Raw genomic sequence first — 22,430 nt, 5'->3', positions numbered from 1 at the left:
GACCTCTCCCTCTAATGGCAACGAAATTTCCTTCGTTCAGCCAGGGTCTGGCCCAGGACCCGACAACCCGCCGTATTTGGTACGGGATCGCCACGGCTCACGACTTCGAGAGCCATGACGGAATGACGGAGGAGCGCCTCTATCAGAAGCTCTTCTCCACCCATTTCGGTCACCTCGCGATCATCGGCCTGTGGGTTTCGGGAAACCTGTTCCACATCGCCTGGCAGGGCAACTTCGAGCAGTGGGTCGCCGACCCCCTGCACGTGCGCCCCATCGCTCACGCAATCTGGGATCCCCACTTCGGTCAAGGCGCCATTGACGCCTTCACCCAGGCGGGTGCTTCCTCCCCGGTGAACATCGCCTACTCAGGCCTGTATCACTGGTTCTACACAATCGGCATGACGACGAATGCCGAGCTGTATCAGGGTTCCATCTTCATGATGATCCTGTCGGCTTGGGCCCTCTTCGCCGGCTGGCTGCATCTGCAGCCCAAGTTCCGTCCTTCCCTGGCCTGGTTCAAAAACGCTGAATCGCGTCTGAACCACCATCTGGCTGTTCTGTTCGGCTTCAGTTCCATCGCCTGGACCGGTCACCTGGTTCACGTTGCGATCCCCGAAGCCCGCGGTCAGCACGTTGGATGGGACAACTTCCTCAACGTTCTTCCTCATCCCGCCGGTCTTGGACCCTTCTTCACCGGTAACTGGGGTGTGTATGCCGAAAATCCCGATTCTCTGAATCAGGTCTTTGGTAGTTCCGAAGGTGCCGGCACCGCCATCCTCACCTTCCTTGGTGGCTTCCACCCTCAGACAGAAGCTCTCTGGCTGACGGACATCGCCCATCACCACCTGGCCATCGGTTGCATCTTCGTGATCGCAGGCCACATGTACCGGACCAACTTCGGTATCGGTCACTCCATCAAGGAGATCCTTGAAACCCACAACCCTCCCCAGGGCACTCCTGGTGATCTGGGTGCGGGCCACAAAGGTCTCTACGACACCATCAACAACAGCCTGCACTTCCAGCTTGGTTTGGCTCTCGCCTCCCTTGGCGTGATCACCAGCCTCGTTGCGCAGCACATGTACTCGATGCCGTCGTATGCCTTCATCGCGAAGGACTACACAACCCAGGCAGCCCTGTACACCCATCACCAGTACATCGCCATTGCGCTGATGTGTGGTGCCTTTGCTCACGGTGCGATCTTCTTCATCCGTGACTACGACCCCGAAGCCAACAAGGACAATGTCCTGGCTCGGATGCTCGAGCACAAAGAAGCGATCATCAGTCACCTGAGCTGGGTCTCCCTGTTCCTCGGATTCCACACCCTGGGTCTCTACGTCCACAACGATGTGGTCGTTGCCTTCGGTACCCCCGAGAAGCAGATTCTGGTTGAGCCCGTTTTCGCCCAGTTCGTACAGGCCGCCTCTGGCAAGGCCATGTATGGAATGGACGTGCTGCTCTCCAATGCCTCCAGCTCCGCCAGCCTTGCGTCCCAGAACATTCCTGGCGACCACTACTGGCTTGATGCCATCAACGGCAACACCGATGTGTTCCTGCCGATCGGCCCTGGTGACTTCCTTGTTCACCATGCCATCGCTTTGGGTCTGCACACCACCACCCTCATCCTCGTGAAGGGTGCCCTGGATGCTCGCGGCTCCAAGTTGATGCCCGATAAGAAGGATTTCGGCTACTCCTTCCCCTGCGACGGCCCCGGCCGTGGCGGTACCTGCGACATCTCTGCCTGGGACGCCTTCTATCTGGCAGTCTTCTGGGCCCTGAACACCGTGGGTTGGCTGACCTTCTACTGGCACTGGAAGCACCTGGCCATCTGGTCTGGCAACGTTGCTCAGTTCAACGAATCCAGCACCTACCTGATGGGTTGGTTCCGCGACTACCTGTGGCTCAACTCCTCCCAGCTGATTAACGGTTACAACCCGTTTGGAAGCAACAACCTGGCCGTCTGGGCCTGGATGTTCCTCTTCGGTCACCTGGTATGGGCTACCGGTTTCATGTTCCTGATTTCCTGGCGGGGTTACTGGCAGGAACTGATCGAGACCATTGTCTGGGCACATCAGCGCAGCCCCATCGCCAACATGATGGGTTACCGCGACAAGCCTGTGGCACTCTCCATCGTTCAGGCCCGTGTTGTTGGTCTCGCCCACTTCACGGTCGGCTATGTACTGACGTACGCAGCCTTCCTGATAGCTTCGACTTCAGGAAAGTTCGGTTGATTCTTTCCTGATTCAACCGGCGACGAGTCGTTCCTCGTTTCACTTATCCCCATTCGGTGATCCGGGTGGGGATTTTTCTTGTGGGAATCTCATTCAGTAGGAATTTGGTTACTGATCATCTTCTGATTAGTGATTGTTGGCTAACTTGCATGAAATCTTTTTTGGTTCACATCTGATCCCTAAAACCTCGCCATCGTCTGTTCTGTTGCCCTGTTGCGACCGGTTATTCAGCAGTGCGGAGGACTGTGCGCGGTTGTGGAGGCAGCTTGGCTGTGATTACAACATCGTTCAGGTGTCGCCAGGCCCCCTTCGTGGACGTCTAAGGGTCGACCATCAGGATGGAATCCTGCTTGTTTCGATGCAAGCAGATCAGGCGTTGTTGGTGGAGGGCACACGTCACCCTCGCTGGTTGCCATTCACGATTGAACATACAGACAATTACAGCGACCACCGTCATTTTGGTGAGTCGTTTGCTCCGAATGCCCTGGCTGGATTCAACACCAAGATGAAGGAGACATTGATGAGAACGTCTCCAGGTGGCAATCGGATTGCAGCTGCTCTTGTCGATCGTCGTCGCATTGACACCTGGGTCGAACTGATGGGTGCATCCGAGATTGCCAATCGAATGGAGCACAACAACACAGCCATTCTTCCCCCAATGGTTCATCGCAAGTTGCGTCAGTTGATGGTGCTTCCCGCCTGGCAGGGTGTTGATGTGCCACAGCCTTTCCAGGCTGATTTTCTTGAAGCGCAGCTGATCGAGTCTCTTTCGCCAGAGACTTCAGCTCTTCTACAGCCTGTGCAAAAAAACCATCACACTGATCTTGTGCAGGAGTTGGTTCGCTTTTCATTTCGATCGAGCATGACGCCCATCTCACTGAGCTCGGTGTGTCAAATGCTGTTCACCACCAAGACAACACTCACCGTGAGTTGTCGTGAAATGTTTGGTTATGGCCCGATGGCATTGATGCGTCGTATTCGGTTGCAGCAAGTGCACGAAGCGCTGTCCAATCCTGATCTCCAGCAACGGTTGGGTTGTTACACCGTCCAGCAGACCGCCGAGCATTTTGGCTTTGCCAGTCGGAATCACTTCGCAAGTGCCTATCGAGATCTCTTCGCGGAGACTCCGCGCACAACCTTGTTGGCATCCCGCTGAAAGGTCAAGGGAACTTGCGTTGAACTTTTTCTGTCCTCTTGGCCCTGGCTCTGCCTAGCCTTTGCAGCCGGATCAAGACCAGGCTGATCGTGGATGAATGGGAGCTTCTGCTGCAGAACGTTGGTGAGTGGCGCGGCTGGTTCGACACCATGGACCGATCATTGCAACGAACCAAACGTCAGCCATCTCTGCTCACACTGCAACCGGCGGTTTCTGGAATCGCTCTTCATCTGACGTTGCTGTTCTGGCCGGAGGGGTCGGGATCTCTCCTACAAACTCCCGCCGGCGAGCCTGAAAAGCGGATTGTTCAAAGCTTCATGCGCGTGGATCCCGATATGGGTGTCTTCGCTACGGGCAGCTTTTCCAGAGGCACGCTGCAGCGTTCCAACTGGAGCACGCTCTATGCCGAATTCGGTTTTCTGCACAACGAACGGCGCCATCGCCTGGTTCTGCTTTGGGACAGTGCAGGGCAGTTGGATCGGATCGTTCTGATCCGAGAGTTCCTTGTCGGGAGTTCAGCGGTCGAGTGTCCACCCTTGGAGGCCAATCAACTATTGGGGGACTGGCGTTGCGACATCAACTCACCAGGAGATGGCCTTCGTCTTGAAGCGGACGATCTTGAGCAGTGGGTCTTCTTGCCGGACGGAGGTGCGTTTCTGGCGCCGCTTCAGATTGATCCCAACCAGACGTTCAGCATCGAAGCGCTTTGGTTGTCGAGTCCGACGCGTCTCGAGCGAATTGCGCGTCGTTATGCATTCAACGGTTCGCTGACGTCGGTGGATCATCAGCTACTTACCCGTTGACGTCTTTCGCTCAGGGGGTGTTGCTCAATGACTCATGTTCACCCCGCCCTTTATTGCTGAAAGCAATGTCGAGCGTGCGGAGGTAGGTGTGCAGTCCTGCATCCTGGATCGGCAGCACATAGGCGTCTGCGCCGGACTCATTGTGGTGTGAGTGCCAGTAGCCCGGGGGTGTCACGAAGGCTGCACCGGTCACCCAGTCTTCTCGGTGACCATTGCGGATCATTCCGTTCGCGTCCAGTTCGGTGCCAATCATCGTGTAGCACCCCGGTTGGCAGGCCACCGCAAAATCAAGAGCGATCGACTGGTGTCGATGCGGGCGTTGGATCTGACCTGCGGGGAGAATTCCCAACATGGCCCACAGGGTGTGGGTGACGGTTCGTGTCTGAGGAAATGCGTCGTTGCCTAACAGCACACTCACCCGATTGGCGTTGGCTCCTCGAGGATTTTTGGCGATGGCATCCAGCTCAGCGCGAGCATCTTGATGGCTGTAAAAGCAGGGCTCAAACACAGGCTTCACTGTGCTGACGCCTAGATAACGAAGCAGGGGGGCATCGTGCACCCAGTAGAGGCCGGCACGACCCTGGCTGCTGTGGATCGCTTCCCCGCCCGCCGGAAGGACGAACGTATCTCCTGCGCTCCAGTGAAAAACCTGACCACAGGCTTCGGTTTGCCCATGGCCTCGGGCAACAAAGAACAGCTGACTGGTTGCATCCGCATTGGTGCGCAGTACTCCTTGATCCAGGCGAATGAAATTGCCGCAGAGCGATGGACCGGTGGCCGGCCCCTCGCAGTGCAACTCGGCACTCAAATCAAGAGATTGCAAGGCCGTCCCGGGCTCCTCGAAGAAACTTGCCGAAAAGCTTCGGTAGGGGATCGTGCTGATCAGACCCTTCTGCAGGGGATTGGCCGCTGAGGCGTAGTCAAAGAACTGCGCCTGAGAACTTGTTGCCGTCGTCGCCCGTGGGGTGATGGTCATCGTTCCTTCCAGCCGCAGAACCATTGGTTCGAGGCCGCACCTTACGCGGTGGCCGATGGTGCAGCCGTTCAGAGCGCACCGTTAGATCTGGGCTGGTGTCCGATCGCGCTTCAACAGCAGGTAGACGGCAGGGACTGCAAAAAGTGACAGCAATGAGGCCACGAGCAGTCCACTGAAGACCACGGTGCCGATGCTGATCCGGCTGGCGGCTCCCGTGCCCTGGGCGAGCAGAAGAGGCAGGAAACCCGCCAAGGATGTGACCGCTGTCAGCAGGATTGGGCGCATCCGGTTCACGGCAGCGTCGATCACTGCTTGGCGCAGTTCCAGGCCTGCTGCAAGCCGTTGGTTGGCGAATTCCACGATCAGAATTCCGTTCTTGGCCGCCAGGCTCACCAGCACCAGGAGTCCCATCTGGCCGTAGACATCCAGCGGAAGGCCCCGCAATTTCAAGCCAATCAGAGCTCCGAGCAGAGCCATCGGCACCGTCAGCAGAATGATCAACGGGTCGACGAAACTCTCGTAGAGCGCGGCCAGAAGTAGATACACCACAGTCACACCAAGGGCGAACAGCACCCAGGTCACCTGTGCAGCCCTTTGTTCTTCCAACGCCAGGCCTGTGAAGGCCAACCCGATGTTGCTGCCTCCAATCCGGTCTCCTGCCTGGGTTAGAGCGTCGATGGCTTCACCGCTGCTGACCCTTGGAGCGGGGATGGCGGTGATGCGGATCGCTCGGTTGAGTCCGAAATGGCGAATGTTGTTGACGCCCTCCTCCCGGCTCAAGCTGGCCACTGTTGCCACAGACACCAGCTCACCGCTGCGATTCCGCACCATTAGGCCGGTGAGATCTTCGGGGCGACGTCGCTCGCGGCCATCCAGCTGCAGAACAATCGAGCGGATCCGACCGCCGTCGAAGGTGTCGTCGATGTAGCGGCCACCGAAGGCTGTGCCGATTTCCCGCAGTGTTGCGCCGTAGTCGAGGTCGAGAGCGGCCAGTTGGTCGCGATCGAGCTCCAGGCGCCAGCGGGGGAAACTGGCATCAAAGCGGGTGCTCACCCGTTCAAAGCTGTCTGTCGCTTGAGCCGTTTGGATGAACTCTTGGGCGACTCGGCCGAATTGCTCCAGGCTTAATTGGCCGCCGCTGCGGTCCAGCAGTTCAAGAGAGAGTCCTGATTCACTGCTAAAGCCCCGCACTGCCGGAGGGGTAATCAGCACGACCCTGGCATCGCCGACCCGTTGCTGAATCTCGCGGTTGAGTCGGCGTTTGATGGCGCCACTGCTCTGCTCAACGCCGGGCCGATCCTTCAGGGCTTGCAGTCGCAGGTAAAAGGACCCTCGGTCTTCTCCGCTCTGTCCGAACGAACTGCCGGCATAGAAGTTGCCGGTGCGCACCAGCGGTTCTTCGCTGACGACGCGCCGGATGTCGTCCATCACGGCCACGCTGCGCTCGAGGCTGGCGCCGTCGGGAAGGGTGAAGTAGCCGCGGATCTGACCTTGGTCGTCATCGGGAATGAAAGCTGTCGGCATCACCGCCAACCCAGAGGCTGTGATGACAAGGCCGCTCAGCAGCACAAAGGCGATGAGCCGCTTTCGCTGCAGCCAGTGCTCGAGGTGCTTCGCGTATTGGCATTGCAGTGTTTGCATTCCCTCCCGAAGCCAGCGGCTGAGCTTGCCGATGGCCCCAGGAAGACGGCCACCACCTGGACCCAACACACGGGCGCAGGCCATCGGGGTGAAGCTGAGCGCATTCAAGGTGGAGAACAGAATCGCTCCGCTGATGGCCAGGGCGATGGGTTGATAAAGGCGTCCAATCGATCCAGGAATGAGCAGCACGGGAAGGAACACGGCTGCCAACACCAATGAGGTGGCCACAACAGCAGTCGCCAGCTCAGCCATTGCGTCTTCCGCCGCCTGTTCGGGGGGGGTGCCCTGTTCGATGCGTCCGGCGATGTCTTCGCTCACAACGATGGCGTCATCCACAACGATCCCGGTGGCCAGCACCAGCCCAAACAGGATCAGGCTGTTGAGGTTGGAACCGCTCAGTTTCACCAGGCTGAGGCTTCCCACCAGCGCCACCGGCACGGCAAGGCCCGGGATCAGGGCGAGGCGCCATCGGCCCAAAAACAGCACCAGCACGATCAGCACCAGCAGCACGGCATCGCGCAAAGTGATGAAGGTGCGATCGAGGTTGGCCTCAACCGTGTCGGCCACATCAACGATCATCGAAAGCTCGATGCCCGGCGGGAAGCTCGGTCCCAACTGCTGCAACTTGCGCTTGATCGCCCTGCTCACCTCCAGGGCATTGGCCCCGTCACGCTGGTAGATCCCCACGGCGACGGAGCGCTCCCCGTCCAAATTCATCGCCTCTCGTCCGTAGTTGCGCTGTCCGAGGGCAACCCGTCCCACATCCTTCAGTCGCAGCAGCCCGCCGTTGTCCAGCCGGCGCAACACGAGATTCTCGAAATCCGACCTGCTGCGGAGGCGCCCCTCCGCTTCCACCGGAAGGCTCAGCAGCTGGCCCGATGGAACAGGGGCCGCGCCAATGCTGCCAACGGCAGCCAAAACATTCTGTTCAGCCAGGGCTCGGCTGACATCGCCGAGGGTCAGGTTGGTTTGTTCGAGGCGTTGCGGATCCAGCCACAGGCGAAAGGAGAGTTCACTGCTGCCGAAGATCTGCACATCGCCGATGCCTGGTGTGGTCAGCAGTGCGTCGCGCAGGGTCTGGTCCAGCCAACCTGTGAGAAAAGTCGGGACGTATTGATCGGGTGGGTGGCTGAACCCCAAGATCATCAACAGGTCTTCCGAGGAGCGACGCACCCGGAGTCCCTGGCGCGTCACCGCTTGAGGCAACCGGCGGCTGGCGAGGTTGACCTCGTTCTGCACCTTGATGGCATTCAGCTCGGGATCTCCCGCGTTGAAGCGCAACGAGATGCTGGCGCCGCCTTGCCTGCTGGTTGAGCTGATGCTGTCGACCCCTTCAAGGCCATTCAGCTGTTGTTCCAATACCCGTGTCACGCTCTGCTCCACCACCTCTGGCGAAGCCGCAGGGAAGCTGGCGTTAACGCTGACGCGGGTGGGCGCGAGTGGCGGAAGATCCTCTAGCCCCAGGCCGAACAGGGCTGTGCAGCCCGCCAGAAGGATCAGCAGGCTGCAGACCACCGTAAGGACCGGCCGTCGGAGAAACGGCTGGGAGATCGACCGCACCTGGACGTCTCAAAAGTGTGTGGATCTTGGCAGGAAAAATCCCCCGGTTGCCTGCGGGGCAAGCAACCGGGGGATTAATGGTTTGGGTTAAGGGCTCGGGTGAATGAATTCAGCCGACGCTCCAGACACCAGCAGCGATCTTGAACAGATCCTGAACGTGAACGGTGTTGCAGAGGAACCAGGCAAAAACGGCGCCGCCGCAGCCACCAAGCCAGAACCCACTGGTGAAGTCGGACCAACCTGTGCGGGTGAAGAGGTCGGCGGGAGGATTCTCAACCGTGACGTCTGCCGGGGGGATGTTGGGTTGCTTGCCGGGCTGGTTGTACAGCAGGAAAAGCAGGCTGAGGATGTGAACAGCACCGATGGCGGCCAGCAGACCGGCGGTTTGCTGATACTCAGTGGCACGTAAAGGGCCACAGATGGTGAACGGGCCGAAGAGCAGATAACCGAACGCGGCGCCTGTTTCCAGGCCACGGAAGTTCGGGGAAATGCCAGGGCGGTACAGGGGCAGGTTGTTGATCAGTCCCTTGATGAAATAACCGCTGTTGACGGGGGTCGCAAGATTGCCGACGCAGGGATCAGCAGCAGGAGTGACAGTCATGAGTTACGAGTGCTGAGGGGTTGAAACGATCCGCAGTTCGCGGTCACTCGGCAGCGGTGATCACTCGACCAACAAGGACGATGAACACTGCGGGAAAAACGATTCCGGTGATGGGCACAAAAATCGCAGGCAGCCAGGCAGCAGCGAAATCTCCAGTCATGTCGAGGCCAAAAGCTTCGCAGCTACTGTAAGGAGGTCCGATCTGACGGCCTGCTTTAGGCCGCATCGGCGACATAAAAGTTCAATCCGCATGCAGAACGTTCTCCTCCCTGGTGCCGTCGTCCTGCTCACGGTGGTGCTCTGGTTGCGCAGGAAACCGCTGAAGCCGATGCTCTCCAGCACCGATGCCAGTGGTGTTGCGCAGCTCAACCGTGCCCAGCTGGAACTGGTGATTGAGCCTGCATCTGTGGGGTATGTCGCTGATGGTTCGCTTGAGTCTTGGACGGCACCAACAAGCGAGCTGGAGCGTCTTGATTTGCAGCGTCGTTTGAAAGCTGATATGGAGGCTGGGCCAGAGGAACGGTTGCGAGCCGTCCGTTTGGCTGCTCGATGGGGGCATCGTTCGGCGCTCCCCATGCTGCGCCAAGCGCTGCGGGACAGTGATTCACGTGTGGTGGAAGAGGCAGCAGCAGCGATCGCACCTTTTCGCTCTGCTCCAGCTGCTGTTTCCAACCGTCAGCCGGCTCGGCCACCTCGCAACGTTTCGCGGATGCGGTAAATCGGCCTGCCCTGGCTTTCGTGATACGTGCGGATCAGCAGTTCGCCGAGAAGTCCGAAGCAGAACAGCTGAATGCCCGCCAAACCAAGCACCACTGCAAGGGTGAGCAGAGGGCGGTTGGCGATGTCGCCACCCATCACTTTGATCGCCAGTAAGTAGGTGCTGGCAATCAAGCTGGCGGCAATCGCGAGCAAGCCCCCGAAGCCGAACACATACATCGGTCGGGTCAGAAACCGCTTCATGAACCAGACGGTGAGCAGATCCATCAACACCCGGAAGGTGCGGTCGATCCCGTACTTGCTGCTGCCGAACTGACGGGCACGGTGGTTCACCTTGACTTCGGTGATCCGTGCGCCCTCGATGAAGGCCAGGGCGGGAAGAAAGCGATGCAGCTCTCCATACAGCCGCATATCTGCCAGCACCTCCCGTCGGTAGGCCTTCAGTGAGCAGCCGTAGTCATGAAGTCGCACACCGGTCACCCGTCCGATCAAACGGTTGGCCATCCGGGAGGGCAATTTGCGTTGAAGCGCGGCGTCCTGGCGTTGATGGCGCCAGCCACTCACGAGGTCATATCCCTCTCGCAATTTGGCCAACAGCATTGGGATGTCGGCTGGGTCGTTCTGAAGATCTCCATCCAGGCTGACGATGACCTCTCCACCAGCTACGTCAAACCCTGCTGCCATGGCTGCGGTTTGCCCATAGTTCTTGCGCAGCAGAACGGCCACCACTTCAGGTACGTTGCTGCTGACTTGTGCCAGCACCTCTGCGGTGCGGTCGCTGGATCCATCGTCGACAAGGACCAGTTCAAATGTCTCACCGGCTGGACGCAGTGCCGAGATGAGCTGGTTAACCAGATGGGGAAGGCTTTCCTCTTCGTTGTACAGCGGCACCACCACCGAGAGATCCAGGGGTGCACTCATTCCGGTCGCGCTGCGAGTCGCTCAACTTAAGCAGGGTCCCTGCCGATTTTGCTGACAGCGTCAGGAGAGATGGGATCCGTCATGGCAACGAATCACACGACCGGCGCTGCGAAATTCAGCCCGGTAATGGCGTGCGACGGGATGTTGGTCGCGGCTGTGGAGGCTGTCGATGCCGATCCCATTGCGCCCATGGGCCTTGCCTGAGCTGTGGCGATAGCGTCCATCACCGAGATGCAGACCGACATGGGTGCAGCGCCGGTCTGTGCCGAAAAACAGCAGATCTCCTGGTCGCAGCAGGCTGTGATCGTGGGGGAGTGCCGCAATCCTTTGGCAGAACCGCTCCTGTTGATAGGCGTCTCGCGGAATCCAAATGCCCTGGCTGGCGAAGGCCATTTGCATCAGGCCGGAACAATCCATGTCCGGCTCGGTGGTTCCGCCCCACAAATAGACGTTGGGATGTTGCTGAGCGGTTTCGCTCCAGGCGAGCACGCCAGGCAGCCTCCGTTCAATCTCCGCCGCGCTTAGCTGCGACGGTCGCCAGGGTGCGCATTGCTCAGCTCGCCCGAGAACTGCCTCGAGTTCGAGCCAGCAGCGGTAGCCATCCTCCAGCAGCTGAACGGCGATCCTGTTGCGCTGCTTTTCCAGGATGCGAAAGCGGCGTCCACGACAGGCCTGGGTGGTCAGACTCTCGCCGTCAGGTCTCGAATAACCATTGACGTCAGCGCAAAGCTGCCAACAGGAGCCTGTCTGAATCAGGCCTGGAGCCAGCAGGGTGCCTAACGTCGCCATGGCCCAATCGAATCGCTATGGCGTTCTACCGTCCCGATCCCGTCATGGCGGCTCGGCTTGAGGCGGCCCTCGATGCGCTCGATGCCGACGGCCGTCCAGGTCTGCGCAACAGTCTGGCGATCACCTGGGTGCGTTACGACGAGGCAGCACCGGAGGCTGGTCAGGGCAGCGGTGCCTCCTGGAATCAAGACCGGATTCTCTATCCGGCCAGCGTGGTCAAACTGTTTTATGCAGTGGCCGTGGAGCAGTGGTTGCAGCGTGACCTGATTCCGGACGGCGACGAGCTGCGGCGCGCTGTGCGAGACATGATCGCCGACTCCAGCAACGATGCCACTGGGCTTGTGGTTGATCTGCTGACCGGCACCACCAGTGGTCCTGAACTCGATGGCGAACGCTGGGAGCTCTGGGCCCAGCAGCGTCGTTTGATCAATACCTGGCTGCAGAGCTTGGCTTGGCCAGAGCTGGAGGCGGTGAATTGCTGTCAGAAGACCTGGGGAGATGGTCCCTATGGCCGGGAGAAAATCTTTTATGGAGCCGACAACAGCAACCGCAATGGCTTGTCCACCGCTGCGACAGCCCGGATGCTGGAGGCCGTCATGACCGGTGCGGTGGTGTCGCCGCCGGCATGTCGTCGGCTGCAAGGTCTGTTGCGGCGCTCGCTGGAGCAGCAGCAGCGGCGTGCTGATCCTGAGAACCAGGTGGATGGCTTCCTCGGCGAGGGCCTACCCGAGGAAACGCAACTGTGGAGCAAGGCCGGCTGGATGAGTCAGGCCCGTCATGATGCGGCTTGGTTTCAGGCTTCCGATCAGCAGCCAACGACCTTGCTGGTGGTGTTCACAACGGGTCCTGATCGCGCCAGGGATGCATCCCTTTTGCCGGAGTTGGCAAGGCAACTCGGCCAGTTCACCAACTCCGAGGAGCGGGTGAATTAAGCACATGAGCTTGGAACGGAGAGGGAGGGATTCGAACCCTCGACAGAAGTTGCCTCCTGTAACTCCTTAGCAGGGAGCCGCTTTCAACCACTCAGCCACCTCTCCAGCGGCGCACCCAGAGTACCAAGTGCTGGGCAGTTGGTCAGACTTCCACGCGGGGCAAGCGTCGTTTGAAACCGCAGAGGATTTCCCAGGGAATCGAACCGCAGTGATCGCTCCAACGTTGAGGGCTTAATTCAAGGTCGCCGTCTCGACCAAGCAAGGTGACGATGTCGCCTTCTTCCAGTTCGGATGCATCGGTGGCATCAAGCAGAAGCTGGTCCATGGTGATGGCCCCCACCTGCGGGAGAAGGCAATTCCGATGTGCGGCATGAATGTGCCCGCTGAGAGACCGCAGAACGCCATCGGCATAGCCGATGCCCACCACCGCCAGTCGGGAGGGGCGCCCGGTGATGAAGCGGTGGCCATAGCTGACCCCTGTGCCAGCGGGCACCTCGCGGATCAGGCTGACCCGGGCGCGAACCGCCAGGGCGGGTTGCAGGGGAATGACGTTGCTCAGATGGCTTGCGGGGGCATGGCCGTACAAGGCCAGTCCGACGCGGACGAGGTCGTGGTGCAGCTCACGATTGAGCAAGGTTCCCGCGGAGTTGGCAAGATGGCGGGTGATGCTGTCGCCCGCTTGTGGCACGGCCGACAGCATGCTGACGAAGCGATCCTGCTGGACGCTTGTCAGGGCATCGTCCGGTTCGTCTGCACAGGCCAGATGGCTGTAGATGCCCACCAGATTCAGATGTTCCAGGCTTTGAAGCCCCGCTGCGGTCTGATGACTGTCGCTGAGGGAGCAGCCCAGCCGTGCCATGCCGGTGTCGATCTTCAGCTGCACGTCGAAACGTCGACCGCTGTCGGCAGCGAGGGTGTTGCAGACCTGGGCATCCCTGAGGCTGCTCAGGGTGGGCATCAACCGCCAGTACAGGCAGGTGCGCAGATCGTCCGGTTCATTGAGGTTGCTGAGCAACAGCACCGGTGCTTCCAGACCGGCTCGCCGCAGTTCAAGGCCTTCCCGCAGCGTGGCCACCCCCAGGCTGGTGGCTCCCCCCTGAAGGGCAGCCCGTGCAACGGTTTCGGCCCCATGGCCATAGCCATCGGCCTTCACTACCGCCATCAGTTGGGTGCGAGTGCCAAGGTGCTGGCAGAGAGCCCTGGCGTTGGCCCGAATCGCTGCAGGTGAGACTTCCACCCAGGCGCGCTGACGTGGATTCGGCTCCGGAATCACGGGCGGTGCTCGGCGCTACCGAGACGGCTTCACATCGCCGATAGCATGACGTTTATTGAGTGAGCTGGCATGGGCCAGGTTCTCGTTCTCAATGCGTCCTATGAGCCGCTCAATATCACCACCTGGAGACGGGCTGTGGTGATGATGTTGAAGGGCAAGGCTGAGAGCCTGGAACACGACCCCTATCGGCTCCTTCGTCAGGGCACTCACCTGCCAACCGTGATCCGATTGCGTCAATACGTACGGGTGCCCTTCCGCCAGCTGCCCCTGACGCGTCGCAACGTGTTTCAACGGGACAACCACACCTGCCAGTACTGCGGCAGTCGTGACGATCAGTTGTCGATCGACCATGTGATGCCACGAAGTCGTGGAGGCGGCGACACCTGGGAAAACGTGACAACAGCCTGCCTCAGTTGCAATGTGCGCAAGGGCAACCGAACGCCAAAGGAGGCTGCCATGCCTCTGAGCCATGTGCCGCGGCGACCAGCCAGCAGCCTCAGTTTTGAGGCCCGGCGCCAGATCCATTCCGGTCATCACCAGGAATGGGCGAAATACGTCATCGGTTCTTAACCGTCAGTCAGGCCTCGGCCTGATCGCTCAGGGCTTCGAGTTTCTGACGTTGTTCTTCGGCGATGCAGGCACCGATCAGGTCCTCCAATTGGCCCTCCAGCACAGGCTCCAGCGTGAAGTTCCGGCCCAGCCGGTGATCGGTGGTTCGGTTGTCTTTGAAGTTGTACGTGCGGATTTTTTCGGAGCGGTCCCCACTGCCGACTTGGGCGCGTCGGTTGCTGCTTTCCCGTTCCGCAGCAGCAGCTTGTTCTCGCTCTAGCAATTTGGCCCGGAGGATTTCCAGGGCCCGTTCCCGGTTCTGTAACTGGGAGCGTTCCTGGGTGCAGAACACGCGGATGCCCGTGGGTTTGTGGAGGAGGTCCACGGCGGTTTCCACCTTGTTGACGTTCTGTCCCCCTGCACCACCCGAGCGGGCGGTGCTGATCTCCAGGTCCTTTGGATCGAGCTGAACTTCCACCGCATCGGCTTCCGGCATCACCGCCACAGTGGCGGTGGAGGTGTGAACCCGCCCCTGGGATTCCGTAGCCGGGACACGTTGAACTCGATGGACCCCCGCTTCAAATTTCAGTTGGCTGTACACGCTGTCGCCGCGCACCGAAAGGATCAGCTCTCGAAACCCTCCCAGGTCGGCCTCCGTGCAGCTCATCGGTTGCACCGCCCAGCCCACCTTCTGGCTGTAACGCTCGTACATCCGAGCCAGATCACCGGCCCAGAGACAGGCCTCATCGCCTCCTGCACCGGCTCGGATTTCCAGCATCACACTGCGCTCATCGCGGGGATCCCGCGGTAGCAGAGCCAGGGTGAGGCGCTCCGTCAGCGTTGTGTGCTTTCCCTGGAGGCTGACCAGTTCATCCTGGGCGAGTTCCTCCATCGCGGCATCACCGCGGCTGTCTTTGAGCAGCTGACGTGCTGAATCCCGCTCGTTCTCGAGCTTTTGCAGTTCCTCAAAATCGAGCACAAGCGGCTCAAGCCTTGATCGCTCCCGCGCGATCGATTCGAGCCGCTTTGGGTCAGCGGCCACATCAGGATCAGCCAGCTGCCGCTCGAGGTTACGGAAGCTGGCTGTGGCCGTTTCCAGCCGAGAAAACAACGTCGAGGCGTCCATGCCCCGGTCTCACCCTTAGGCCTTGGACTCGGCCTGGGCTGGTTCGGCACCTTTCTTTTTGGTGCCCATGCCGTACTTCTTCATGAAGCGGTCCACGCGTCCCTCGGTGTCGAGGATCTTCTGGGTGCCGGTGAAGAAGGGGTGGTTGCCGCTCCAGACGTCGACATGGATCTCCGGCTGGGTGGCACCAGTGGTCATGACCACTTCGCCGTTGCAGATCACCTTGGCGTCGGGATACCAGGTGGGGTGGATGTCGGGCTTTGGCATTGGTAAAAAATCAGCGCTTGGAGAACTGAGGAGCCTTACGGGCTTTCTTGAGACCGTACTTGCGACGTTCCTTGGCACGGGGGTCGCGGCTCAGGTGACCTTCCGTCTTGAGAGGCTTGCGGTTGTCAGCGGAAAGCTCACAGAGGGCGCGGGCTGCACCCTGCTTGATGGCACCTGATTGACCTGTCAGTCCGCCGCCGTGAACATTCACCAGAATGTCGTATTCGCTAGTGAGGCCAAGGGTCTCCAGGGGAGCTTTGACCGCTGCGATGTACGAGGGGTTGTAGTTCAGATAGTTGTCACCGGGACGACCATTGATCGTGATCGTTCCATTGCCGGGAACAAGGCGTACACGGGCGACTGAGGTCTTACGGCGACCGGTGCCCCAGTAAACGACGGAGTTGCTGCTCATTTGGCGGATGCGGAGGGGTTGAGCTGAAGAGCCTGGGGCTTCTGAGCGGCATGGGGATGCTCGGTGCCCTTGTAGACCTTGAGCTTGCGGAACATCTGGCGGCCCAGAGCGTTGTGAGGAAGCATGCCTTTGATGGCCTTCTCCACGATCCGCTCCGGAATCCGTTCCTGCAGAGCCTCAAAGGTTTCCACCTTCATGCCCCCGGGACGTCCGGAGTGACGGCGGTACAGCTTCTGCTGGGGCTTACGGCCGCTGACCTTGATTTTCTCGGCGTTCACAACGACGACAAAATCACCGGTGTCCAGATGGGGGGTGAAGCTGGGGTTGTTCTTGCCGCGAAGCACGGCGGCCACTTCAGTGGCCAGACGGCCAAGGGTTTGATTCTCAGCGTCCACCACGTACCACTGGCGGTCGATCGAATCAATCGGGGGGAGAGAGGTCTTGTTCATCGCGCCGGCATGCCGGTTCGGTTATGTCCCGCCTGTTGCAGCGGAACTGGGCAAAGGGGGTCGGTCCAGAGCTGGACCTGACGGGGCTCAAAGATCGAGCTTACTCTTCAGCCCTCCAGCTCCTTCGAGGTGGGCAGCACTCCGAGTAGAGGCCCGTTTATCCCGGCGTTGAGGGTGGATCCGGAGGTGGATCGTTCTCAGCCAGAAAAAACCACGGCTGACAATCGTACCAGCCGGCTTTGGTGAAGACGGGCTCGGCATAGCCAGCCCGAAGCAGGCAGAGGCCGGATGCGGGCGCTGATTCCTTCACCTCGTGGCGTCTTCGCGCTCGCCAACGATCCTCAAAGGCGGTAACGCTGAGACGGTGTTCGCCGACCGCCACCAACTGGGCCATCAACAGTCGCACCATGCCGTACAGGAAACCACTGGCCTGAATTTCGACCCGGAGAAGATCGCCCTCACGCTCCACGAGGACCTCCTGCACCGTTGTTCGGGCATGGGCGCGACGGCTGCCTGCCTTCATGAAGGCACTGAAATCGTGCCAGCCAAGCATCGTGGTCAGTGCATCCCGCATGCGCGACGCATTCAGTTTGTGCTGGTAGCGGTGCCAGCTCCACGGACTGAGAAACAAGTTGGGACGTCGTCCGTTGTAAATCGTGTACCTGTATCGCCGGTATGTGGCCGAATAACAGGCATGCCAATCGAGCGGACGGGCGACGGATTCGCGCACACGAATCGTGCTCGGGAGGCGTCCGTTCAAGGCGGGGGCCCATTTGCGAGCCGGGATCGGACCACTGCAGTCGAAATGCACGACCTGGCCTGCAGCATGAACACCGGCGTCAGTTCGGCCTGCAGCGAAGCTCTGCACAGGCCGATGCGGATCAAGCTGTGCAATGGCATCCTCCAGCACGGCCTGAACGCTGCGACCATTTCGTTGACGCTGCCATCCACAAAACGAAGAACCCTCGTACTGAAGACTGAGCGCAATCCTCTGAAGGGACGGTGACTCAGGACCTGCAGACGAGCGTTCGAGGTTCAAACGTCAGGACTGACGTGAGATGTGATCAGACCAGTTCAATGATGGCCATTTCGGCGTTATCACCACGACGGGGAACAGTCCGGGTGATACGGGTGTAACCACCTTTGCGATCGCTGTAACGGTTGGGGGCCTTGTCGAACAAAGCGTGGACAAGCTGTTTGTCGTAGATGTATCCCATGGCCCTGCGGCGGGAGGCGAGGCTGCCGTCCTTTGCCAGGGTGATCATGCGCTCGGCTTCGTCGCGAAGCGCCTTGGCCCGTGCCTTGGTGGTGGTGACCCGACCTTCCCGAATCAGCTGGGTGGTCAGGGCGCGCAGCATTGCCTTGCGCTGGTCAGCTGGGCGTCCCAGCTGAGGAACTCGGCATTGATGACGCATGGTTCTGTCGGTGACGAAGACGAAAAAGGACGTTCAGGCCGTGCTGCAGTTATGCAGAGGTGCGGCTCTGGGGGATGGAGATGCCGATGCGCTCGAGGGCTTCGATCACTTCATCAGCGGATTTAGAACCGAAGTTCTTGATCTCGAGCAGATCCTCATAGCTAAAGCCCATCAGATCAGACACGGAGTTGACCTGAGCGCGCTTGAGGCAGTTGTAGGCACGAACCGAAAGGTTCAACTCTTCCAGCGGAATCTGTGCTTCTGCCGAAGGCTCCGGCTCAGCAGGGACTTCCTCAACAAGAGTGACCGTGGCCAGCGGCTGGAACAGCTCGATCAGTTGATTGGCTGATTGAGCCAGGGCGTCGTCAGGGGTAATGGAACCGTCAGTGACGATCTCAATCCGAAGGCGCTCCCGTGCTGAGCCGCCTTCGGCAACGGCGGTTTCGTCGATGGTGAAGTTGACCCGGGTTACGGGCATGAACACAGCATCGATCTGGAGCAGATCAATCGCACTGGTTTCTTCGTTGTAACGATCAACCGGGCGATAGCCGACGCCGCGTTCCACATGAACTTCCAGCTCAAGGCTGTGTCCATCGGCCACAGTCGCGATCGGACGATCGGTGTCGACCACCTGGACCTGGGAGGAAAACTGAAGGTCGCCGGCCTTGACTTCGGCAGGACCAGCCACAACGAGGCGGCCGATCTCGAGCTCGCCAGAGCGGCTGTTGACAGTGAGCTCCTTGCAGTTCAAGAGGATGTCGAGCACGTCCTCACGAACACCAGGCACCGTGGCGTATTCGTGATTGACTCCTGCAATACGAATCGCGGTCACGGCACTGCCTTCGAGCCCACCCATCAGCACGCGACGCAGCGCGTTGCCCAAGGTCGTGGCCTGGCCACGTTCAAGCGGTCCAATCAGGAACACACCCGATTGGGCGCGATCCTCGGATACCTGATGCTCAATGCGATCAATCTGGTACTGCAGCACGGTCTGAATCGGGGTAAGTGGAGAAACCGGATGGAAATCAGGTCGGTTCAGACGCGGCGGCGCTTAGGCCGCCGGCAACCGTTATGAGGCAGGGGGGTGACGTCACGGATGAGCGTGATTTCGAGACCAGCAACCTGGAGAGCGCGGATGGCGGTCTCGCGTCCTGATCCAGGACCTCTCACCAGAACTTCGATTTGGCGCATCCCTTGATCCAGGGCACGACGGGCCGCTGCTTCAGCAGCCGTTTGAGCAGCGAAAGGGGTTCCTTTGCGGGCACCTTTGAAGCCACTCGCACCTGCGGACGACCAGGAAATCACTTCACCGGCCGTGTCGGTGATCGAAACGATGGTGTTGTTAAAGGTGCTCTGGATGTGAGCAACACCGTTGGGGACGTTGCGCTTGGCCTTCTTGGGCCCGGATTTTTTGACGGTTTTTGCCATGGCCGAATGCAGTCAGGGTTAAGGACGTTGAGGGCTTACTTCTTCTTGCCGGCCACAGTTTTCCGCGCTCCGCGGCGGGTCCGAGCGTTGGTGCGGGTGCGCTGTCCGCGAACGGGAAGGCTCATGCGATGGCGACGGCCACGAAGGCAACCAATGTCCTGCAGGCGCTTCAAGGCCATGCCTTCCTGCCTGCGCAGGTCACCTTCAATGGTGTATTCCTCCATGGCATTCCGGAGCTTCTGAAGATCTCCGTCCTCGAGATCTTTGACCCGGATGTCAGGGCTCACACCGGCTTTGGCCAGAATGGCCTGCGAGCGGGTGAGACCAACTCCGTAGATATAGGTGAGGGACACTTCAACCCGCTTGTCGCGGGGAATGTCAACGCCGGCGATCCGTGCCACGGTTGTTCAATTGAAAAGGACAGATGCCTCCGAGGTCCTGGAGGCGAGGATGTTCAGAACAGCGGGCGATCAGCCCTGGCGCTGTTTGTGCTTGGGGTTGGCGCAAATGACCATGACCTTGCCGTGGCGACGGATCACCCGGCACTTGTCACACATTTTCTTGACTGAGCTGCGCACCTTCATGAGGCGTGGCTCTCCAAATTTCCAAACGGCAACATTACCATGCGGGTCAACCAAGCACTAATTCGATCCGCTTGGTGATCTCCTCGACAGAGCCTTGGGCGGGGACGGACACCAGCAGCTCCTTATCGCTGTAGAAGCGAATCAGAGGTGCTGTCTTCTCCCGGTACACCTCGAGGCGGTTGCGGATCACAGCTTCGTTGTCGTCGGCGCGACCCCGCGACAGCAACCGTTCAATCAAAACAGCGTCATCGAGCTCCAGCAGAACCACGGCTTGGATGGGTTGCTTGAGTTCGGCCAGAAGTGGTCCCAGAGCTTCAGCTTGGGGGACCGTGCGGGGAAACCCATCGAGAAGCCAGCCGTCTGTGGTTAAAGCCTTCATCTGGCTTTCCACGATGGCCAGCACCAGGGCGTCACTGACCAGTTCGCCACGGTTCATCACCGCTTCAGCTTCTTTGCCCAGTTCGCTGCCTGCTGCGACTTCGGAGCGCAGCAGATCACCCGTCGACAGGTGCTTCATGCTGTTGGCATCGCACAGCCGAGCAGCCTGGGTGCCTTTGCCGGCTCCAGGAGGACCAAGAAAGAGCAAGCGATTTTTCATGGTGACGTAATCGTGAAGTTGAGAGAACGGAAGGTGCGCTGCTCAGCAGCGCTCACTGGCGAACGAGCCCTTCGTAGCGCTGCGAAATCACATAGGTCTGGACTTGCTTGGCCGTGTCGATGGCCACACCAACCAAGATCAACAGCGACGTGGCTCCAAGGCCTTGGAAGGTCTGCACATTGGTGGCGCGTTCGACGCCAGCTGGAATGATCGCGACGGCGCCGAGGAACAGACCACCAAGCAAGGTGAGTCGGTTTTGGACGCCCGAGAGATATGTGGCGGTGGCGCTGCCGGGGCGGACGCCTGGAATGGCGACCCCCCCCCTTTTCAGGTTCGTGGCGATGTCAGCGGGATTAACGGTGAGTGATGCGTAGAAATACGAGAAACCCAGGATCAACGCAAAAAATGTGAGCGCATAGGGCCAGGGATTAGCGGCTCCAGGATTCAGGGCGCTGGCTGCGCGGATCAATAACTCGCTTTTGGTCAGATTGGCGATGGTGACCGGAAGAAAAATCAGGGCCGAGGCGAAAATGATCGGCATAACCCCACCAGCGTTCAGCTTGAGCGGCAGGTAGCTCTGACGGGTGGGTAGAACTCCAGCACCACCCACCTGCCGCTTTGCACTCACGATTGGGATCCGGCGCGCTCCCTCCTGCACGAAGATGATTCCGACGATCGTGGCCAGGAACACCAGCACCAGAACAACGATGCCAAGAACGGTGTCGCGGTCACCGGTCTGAGCGGCTTCGATCGTCGCGCCAAGCGTGCGAGGCAGTGTTGCGACGATGTTCAGGAAAATCACCAGGGAAGCGCCTTGGCCAATGCCCCGCTCTGTGATGACTTCACTAAGCCACATCACCACTATTGACCCGGTGACCAGGGCAAGCGCTGTCTGCACGACAAAGACCACTTCGCTCAGGCCTTCGACGGCGTACTGGCGCAGGATCATTGCGAAGACCACGCTCTGGACGAGACCCCAGCCCAAGGCGACATAACGGGTGATCTGGGCGATCTTTCTCCGACCAGCCTCACCTTCATTCTTCTGCAGATCCTCCAACTGAGGCAAAGCTGCGGTTAGCAGTTGGAGGATGATCGAAGCATTGATGAATGGCAGGATCCCTAGGGCAAAGATGCCCAGGGTGGAAATGCCACCACCAGTGAAGATGTCCAGGAAGCCGATCAGTTGTCCGCCTTGATCGATGAACTGCTTGAACGCTTCTCGATCAATTCCTGGCATTGGGATGTAAATCCCAAGACGCACCAACAGCAGCAGCCCGAGCGTGGTGAGCACGCGACTGCGTAGCCCAGGGTTGGTGATCAGCTGGCTGATCACTTCGGAGGCGTTGGGGTTGCGACCCCGACTGACGAGCATGTCTGGAGGAAAGTGAAGTTGGGCGAAAAGCCAAGAAGCCGCCCGTGGATCGAAATCCAGCGGACGGCTCAGACCCTAGGGCTGACTGGGGGACGAGCCCCCGTTTAGTCGAGGGTTTCGCAGGTGCCGCCTGCAGCTTCGATCTTGGTGCGGGCGGAGGCGGTGAACGCTGAGGCCTGAACTGTCAGCTTTTTGGCTGTCAGTTCGCCATTACCGAGCATCTTCAGCGGATGCTTGGGGCTGGTCACAATGCCGTCCTTGACCAGGGAATCCAGGTTGATGGTGCTGCCCTCTTTCACGTTGTTCAATGCCGAGACATTGAGCACAGTGAAGTGCTTGGGATTCACCAGGGGGAAGTGCTTCAGCTTCGGTACCCGGCGGTACAGAGGCATCTGGCCACCTTCGAAGCCTGGACGAGTGGGGCGGCCAGAGCGGGACTTTTGACCGCGCATACCGAAGCCGCAGCTGGCACCCTGACCAGCGGCGATGCCGCGACCTTTGCGCAGTTTGCGGCGACGAGCGCCCTTATTGGATTTGAGGGAATCGAGTCGGAGAGTCATCGGGAATCAGGAGTAGATCTGCTCGAGGGAGATTCCCCGTTCCTTGGCCGTCTCCTTGTGGGTGCGGAGAAGC

The 22,430-nt window shown here is 59.7% G+C and carries 26 protein-coding genes and 1 tRNA gene; 6 read left to right on the top strand and 21 right to left on the bottom strand.

The window, feature by feature from the left end; genetic code table 11:
- Positions 1-14 precede the first annotated feature (14 nt).
- The 3 genes from psaB (at position 15) to FZZ88_RS05080 (ending at position 4,187) form a co-directional block, all read left to right on the top strand.
- Positions 15-2,228, top strand: coding sequence for a photosystem I core protein PsaB (psaB, locus tag FZZ88_RS05090; protein WP_166017519.1), 2,214 nt, complete (start codon positions 15-17; stop codon positions 2,226-2,228).
- A 205-nt stretch (positions 2,229-2,433) separates the two neighbouring features.
- Positions 2,434-3,384, top strand: coding sequence for a helix-turn-helix domain-containing protein (locus FZZ88_RS05085; protein ID WP_166017520.1), 951 nt, complete (start codon positions 2,434-2,436; stop codon positions 3,382-3,384).
- A gap of 38 nt (positions 3,385-3,422) precedes the next feature.
- Positions 3,423-4,187, top strand: coding sequence for a DUF3598 family protein (locus FZZ88_RS05080; protein ID WP_226423707.1), 765 nt, complete (start codon positions 3,423-3,425; stop codon positions 4,185-4,187).
- Between the two features lie 10 nt (positions 4,188-4,197).
- Here FZZ88_RS05080 and FZZ88_RS05075 read toward each other — a convergent pair whose 3' ends face one another.
- The 4 genes from FZZ88_RS05075 to FZZ88_RS05060 all read right to left on the bottom strand — a co-directional run bounded on the left by FZZ88_RS05075 (position 4,198) and on the right by FZZ88_RS05060 (position 9,125).
- A complete protein-coding gene (locus FZZ88_RS05075) occupies positions 4,198-5,163 on the bottom strand; it encodes a cupin (RefSeq protein WP_166017665.1) in 966 nt (321 codons plus the stop codon).
- Between the two features lie 81 nt (positions 5,164-5,244).
- Positions 5,245-8,364, bottom strand: coding sequence for an efflux RND transporter permease subunit (locus tag FZZ88_RS05070; protein WP_166017521.1), 3,120 nt, complete (start codon positions 8,362-8,364; stop codon positions 5,245-5,247).
- Positions 8,365-8,473: 109 nt separating this feature from the next.
- On the bottom strand, positions 8,474-8,965 hold the full coding sequence (locus tag FZZ88_RS05065; protein WP_115022755.1) for a photosystem I reaction center protein subunit XI: 492 nt from the start codon (positions 8,963-8,965) through the stop codon (positions 8,474-8,476).
- A 43-nt stretch (positions 8,966-9,008) separates the two neighbouring features.
- The gene (locus FZZ88_RS05060; RefSeq protein ID WP_006851672.1) at positions 9,009-9,125 is read right to left on the bottom strand and encodes a photosystem I reaction center subunit VIII; all 117 of its coding nucleotides are present in this window, start codon (positions 9,123-9,125) and stop codon (positions 9,009-9,011) included.
- 90 nt (positions 9,126-9,215) lie between these two features.
- On the opposite strand from FZZ88_RS05060, the gene FZZ88_RS05055 reads away from it, so the two are divergent.
- Positions 9,216-9,683: a HEAT repeat domain-containing protein gene (locus FZZ88_RS05055; protein ID WP_166017522.1), complete on the top strand. Its 468-nt coding sequence runs from the start codon at positions 9,216-9,218 to the stop codon at positions 9,681-9,683.
- On the opposite strand, the gene FZZ88_RS05050 is transcribed toward FZZ88_RS05055, so the two are convergent.
- Both FZZ88_RS05050 and FZZ88_RS05045 read right to left on the bottom strand, forming a co-directional pair.
- Positions 9,641-10,603, bottom strand: coding sequence for a glycosyltransferase family 2 protein (locus FZZ88_RS05050; protein WP_166017523.1), 963 nt, complete (start codon positions 10,601-10,603; stop codon positions 9,641-9,643). The two genes, FZZ88_RS05055 and FZZ88_RS05050, sit on opposite strands and share 43 nt — an antisense overlap.
- Positions 10,604-10,663: 60 nt before the next feature.
- Positions 10,664-11,392: a C40 family peptidase gene (locus FZZ88_RS05045; RefSeq protein WP_166017524.1), complete on the bottom strand. Its 729-nt coding sequence runs from the start codon at positions 11,390-11,392 to the stop codon at positions 10,664-10,666.
- Between the two features lie 17 nt (positions 11,393-11,409).
- Here FZZ88_RS05045 and FZZ88_RS05040 point away from each other — a divergent pair, with 17 nt between their 5' ends.
- Entirely contained in the window at positions 11,410-12,324 is a 915-nt protein-coding gene (locus tag FZZ88_RS05040) for a serine hydrolase (protein WP_166017525.1), read from the top strand.
- A gap of 16 nt (positions 12,325-12,340) precedes the next feature.
- Here FZZ88_RS05040 and FZZ88_RS05035 read toward each other — a convergent pair.
- Together FZZ88_RS05035 and alr are read right to left on the bottom strand one after the other, a co-directional pair.
- Positions 12,341-12,429 (bottom strand) — tRNA-Ser (locus tag FZZ88_RS05035).
- A gap of 37 nt (positions 12,430-12,466) precedes the next feature.
- Positions 12,467-13,597, bottom strand: a complete 1,131-nt coding sequence (gene alr, locus FZZ88_RS05030) for an alanine racemase (protein WP_226423709.1) — start codon at positions 13,595-13,597, stop codon at positions 12,467-12,469.
- Positions 13,598-13,666: 69 nt separating this feature from the next.
- Here alr and FZZ88_RS05025 point away from each other — a divergent pair, with 69 nt between their 5' ends.
- Positions 13,667-14,167 (top strand): HNH endonuclease, encoded by a 501-nt coding sequence (locus tag FZZ88_RS05025; RefSeq protein WP_166017526.1) that lies wholly within the window; start codon positions 13,667-13,669, stop codon positions 14,165-14,167.
- A 7-nt stretch (positions 14,168-14,174) separates the two neighbouring features.
- On the opposite strand, the gene prfA is transcribed toward FZZ88_RS05025, so the two are convergent.
- From prfA to rplO, 13 genes are all read right to left on the bottom strand, one after another.
- Positions 14,175-15,272, bottom strand: coding sequence for a peptide chain release factor 1 (prfA, locus tag FZZ88_RS05020; protein WP_166017527.1), 1,098 nt, complete (start codon positions 15,270-15,272; stop codon positions 14,175-14,177).
- Positions 15,273-15,287: 15 nt separating this feature from the next.
- Positions 15,288-15,539, bottom strand: coding sequence for a 50S ribosomal protein L31 (rpmE, locus tag FZZ88_RS05015; protein ID WP_115022769.1), 252 nt, complete (start codon positions 15,537-15,539; stop codon positions 15,288-15,290).
- Between the two features lie 10 nt (positions 15,540-15,549).
- Complete coding sequence (gene rpsI / locus FZZ88_RS05010; RefSeq protein WP_115022771.1) at positions 15,550-15,951, bottom strand: 30S ribosomal protein S9; 402 nt, start codon at positions 15,949-15,951, stop codon at positions 15,550-15,552.
- On the bottom strand, positions 15,948-16,400 hold the full coding sequence (gene rplM, locus FZZ88_RS05005) for a 50S ribosomal protein L13 (protein ID WP_166017528.1): 453 nt from the start codon (positions 16,398-16,400) through the stop codon (positions 15,948-15,950). The genes rpsI and rplM overlap by 4 nt, the downstream gene beginning before the upstream one ends.
- Positions 16,401-16,557: 157 nt before the next feature.
- The gene (gene truA / locus FZZ88_RS05000) at positions 16,558-17,439 is read right to left on the bottom strand and encodes a tRNA pseudouridine(38-40) synthase TruA (RefSeq protein ID WP_166017529.1); all 882 of its coding nucleotides are present in this window, start codon (positions 17,437-17,439) and stop codon (positions 16,558-16,560) included.
- 25 nt (positions 17,440-17,464) lie between these two features.
- The gene (rplQ, locus tag FZZ88_RS04995; RefSeq protein ID WP_006851925.1) at positions 17,465-17,815 is read right to left on the bottom strand and encodes a 50S ribosomal protein L17; all 351 of its coding nucleotides are present in this window, start codon (positions 17,813-17,815) and stop codon (positions 17,465-17,467) included.
- A gap of 49 nt (positions 17,816-17,864) precedes the next feature.
- Positions 17,865-18,803 (bottom strand): DNA-directed RNA polymerase subunit alpha, encoded by a 939-nt coding sequence (locus FZZ88_RS04990; protein WP_115022776.1) that lies wholly within the window; start codon positions 18,801-18,803, stop codon positions 17,865-17,867.
- A gap of 47 nt (positions 18,804-18,850) precedes the next feature.
- Positions 18,851-19,243, bottom strand: coding sequence for a 30S ribosomal protein S11 (rpsK, locus tag FZZ88_RS04985; RefSeq protein WP_006850182.1), 393 nt, complete (start codon positions 19,241-19,243; stop codon positions 18,851-18,853).
- Between the two features lie 35 nt (positions 19,244-19,278).
- Positions 19,279-19,644 carry a 30S ribosomal protein S13 gene (gene rpsM / locus FZZ88_RS04980; protein ID WP_115022779.1) on the bottom strand — a complete coding sequence of 122 codons (366 nt, stop codon included), beginning with the start codon at positions 19,642-19,644 and terminating at the stop codon, positions 19,279-19,281.
- 69 nt (positions 19,645-19,713) lie between these two features.
- Positions 19,714-19,827: a 50S ribosomal protein L36 gene (gene rpmJ, locus FZZ88_RS04975; protein ID WP_006850859.1), complete on the bottom strand. Its 114-nt coding sequence runs from the start codon at positions 19,825-19,827 to the stop codon at positions 19,714-19,716.
- 46 nt (positions 19,828-19,873) lie between these two features.
- The gene (locus tag FZZ88_RS04970) at positions 19,874-20,425 is read right to left on the bottom strand and encodes an adenylate kinase (protein ID WP_166017530.1); all 552 of its coding nucleotides are present in this window, start codon (positions 20,423-20,425) and stop codon (positions 19,874-19,876) included.
- Positions 20,426-20,477: 52 nt separating this feature from the next.
- The gene (secY, locus tag FZZ88_RS04965) at positions 20,478-21,797 is read right to left on the bottom strand and encodes a preprotein translocase subunit SecY (RefSeq protein WP_166017531.1); all 1,320 of its coding nucleotides are present in this window, start codon (positions 21,795-21,797) and stop codon (positions 20,478-20,480) included.
- A gap of 104 nt (positions 21,798-21,901) precedes the next feature.
- The gene (rplO, locus tag FZZ88_RS04960) at positions 21,902-22,357 is read right to left on the bottom strand and encodes a 50S ribosomal protein L15 (RefSeq protein ID WP_166017532.1); all 456 of its coding nucleotides are present in this window, start codon (positions 22,355-22,357) and stop codon (positions 21,902-21,904) included.
- Positions 22,358-22,430 lie beyond the last annotated feature (73 nt).

This window comes from Synechococcus sp. PH41509 (assembly GCF_020514285.1).
In the GTDB taxonomy this organism is placed as follows: domain Bacteria; phylum Cyanobacteriota; class Cyanobacteriia; order PCC-6307; family Cyanobiaceae; genus Parasynechococcus.
The sequence above is the reverse complement of the archived record's forward strand: the minus strand, read 5'-3'. Positions and strand labels throughout refer to the sequence as shown.

Excerpts from the sequence above, each read along its gene's own strand:
- psaB (WP_166017519.1), top strand. The coding sequence starts at position 15 with ATGGCAACGAAATTTCCTTCGTTCAGCCAGGGTCTGGCCCAGGACCCG.
- FZZ88_RS05075 (WP_166017665.1), bottom strand. The coding sequence starts at position 5,163 with ATGACCATCACCCCACGGGCGACGACGGCAACAAGTTCTCAGGCGCAG.
- FZZ88_RS05065 (WP_115022755.1), bottom strand. The coding sequence starts at position 8,965 with ATGACTGTCACTCCTGCTGCTGATCCCTGCGTCGGCAATCTTGCGACC.
- FZZ88_RS05060 (WP_006851672.1), bottom strand. The coding sequence starts at position 9,125 with ATGACTGGAGATTTCGCTGCTGCCTGGCTGCCTGCGATTTTTGTGCCC.
- FZZ88_RS05055 (WP_166017522.1), top strand. The coding sequence starts at position 9,216 with ATGCAGAACGTTCTCCTCCCTGGTGCCGTCGTCCTGCTCACGGTGGTG.
- FZZ88_RS05050 (WP_166017523.1), bottom strand. The coding sequence starts at position 10,603 with ATGAGTGCACCCCTGGATCTCTCGGTGGTGGTGCCGCTGTACAACGAA.
- FZZ88_RS05045 (WP_166017524.1), bottom strand. The coding sequence starts at position 11,392 with ATGGCGACGTTAGGCACCCTGCTGGCTCCAGGCCTGATTCAGACAGGC.
- FZZ88_RS05040 (WP_166017525.1), top strand. The coding sequence starts at position 11,410 with ATGGCGTTCTACCGTCCCGATCCCGTCATGGCGGCTCGGCTTGAGGCG.
- FZZ88_RS05025 (WP_166017526.1), top strand. The coding sequence starts at position 13,667 with ATGGGCCAGGTTCTCGTTCTCAATGCGTCCTATGAGCCGCTCAATATC.
- prfA (WP_166017527.1), bottom strand. The coding sequence starts at position 15,272 with ATGGACGCCTCGACGTTGTTTTCTCGGCTGGAAACGGCCACAGCCAGC.
- rpmE (WP_115022769.1), bottom strand. The coding sequence starts at position 15,539 with ATGCCAAAGCCCGACATCCACCCCACCTGGTATCCCGACGCCAAGGTG.
- rpsI (WP_115022771.1), bottom strand. The coding sequence starts at position 15,951 with ATGAGCAGCAACTCCGTCGTTTACTGGGGCACCGGTCGCCGTAAGACC.
- rplM (WP_166017528.1), bottom strand. The coding sequence starts at position 16,400 with ATGAACAAGACCTCTCTCCCCCCGATTGATTCGATCGACCGCCAGTGG.
- rplQ (WP_006851925.1), bottom strand. The coding sequence starts at position 17,815 with ATGCGTCATCAATGCCGAGTTCCTCAGCTGGGACGCCCAGCTGACCAG.
- rpsK (WP_006850182.1), bottom strand. The coding sequence starts at position 19,243 with ATGGCAAAAACCGTCAAAAAATCCGGGCCCAAGAAGGCCAAGCGCAAC.
- rpmJ (WP_006850859.1), bottom strand. The coding sequence starts at position 19,827 with ATGAAGGTGCGCAGCTCAGTCAAGAAAATGTGTGACAAGTGCCGGGTG.
- FZZ88_RS04970 (WP_166017530.1), bottom strand. The coding sequence starts at position 20,425 with ATGAAAAATCGCTTGCTCTTTCTTGGTCCTCCTGGAGCCGGCAAAGGC.
- secY (WP_166017531.1), bottom strand. The coding sequence starts at position 21,797 with ATGCTCGTCAGTCGGGGTCGCAACCCCAACGCCTCCGAAGTGATCAGC.
- rplO (WP_166017532.1), bottom strand. The coding sequence starts at position 22,357 with ATGACTCTCCGACTCGATTCCCTCAAATCCAATAAGGGCGCTCGTCGC.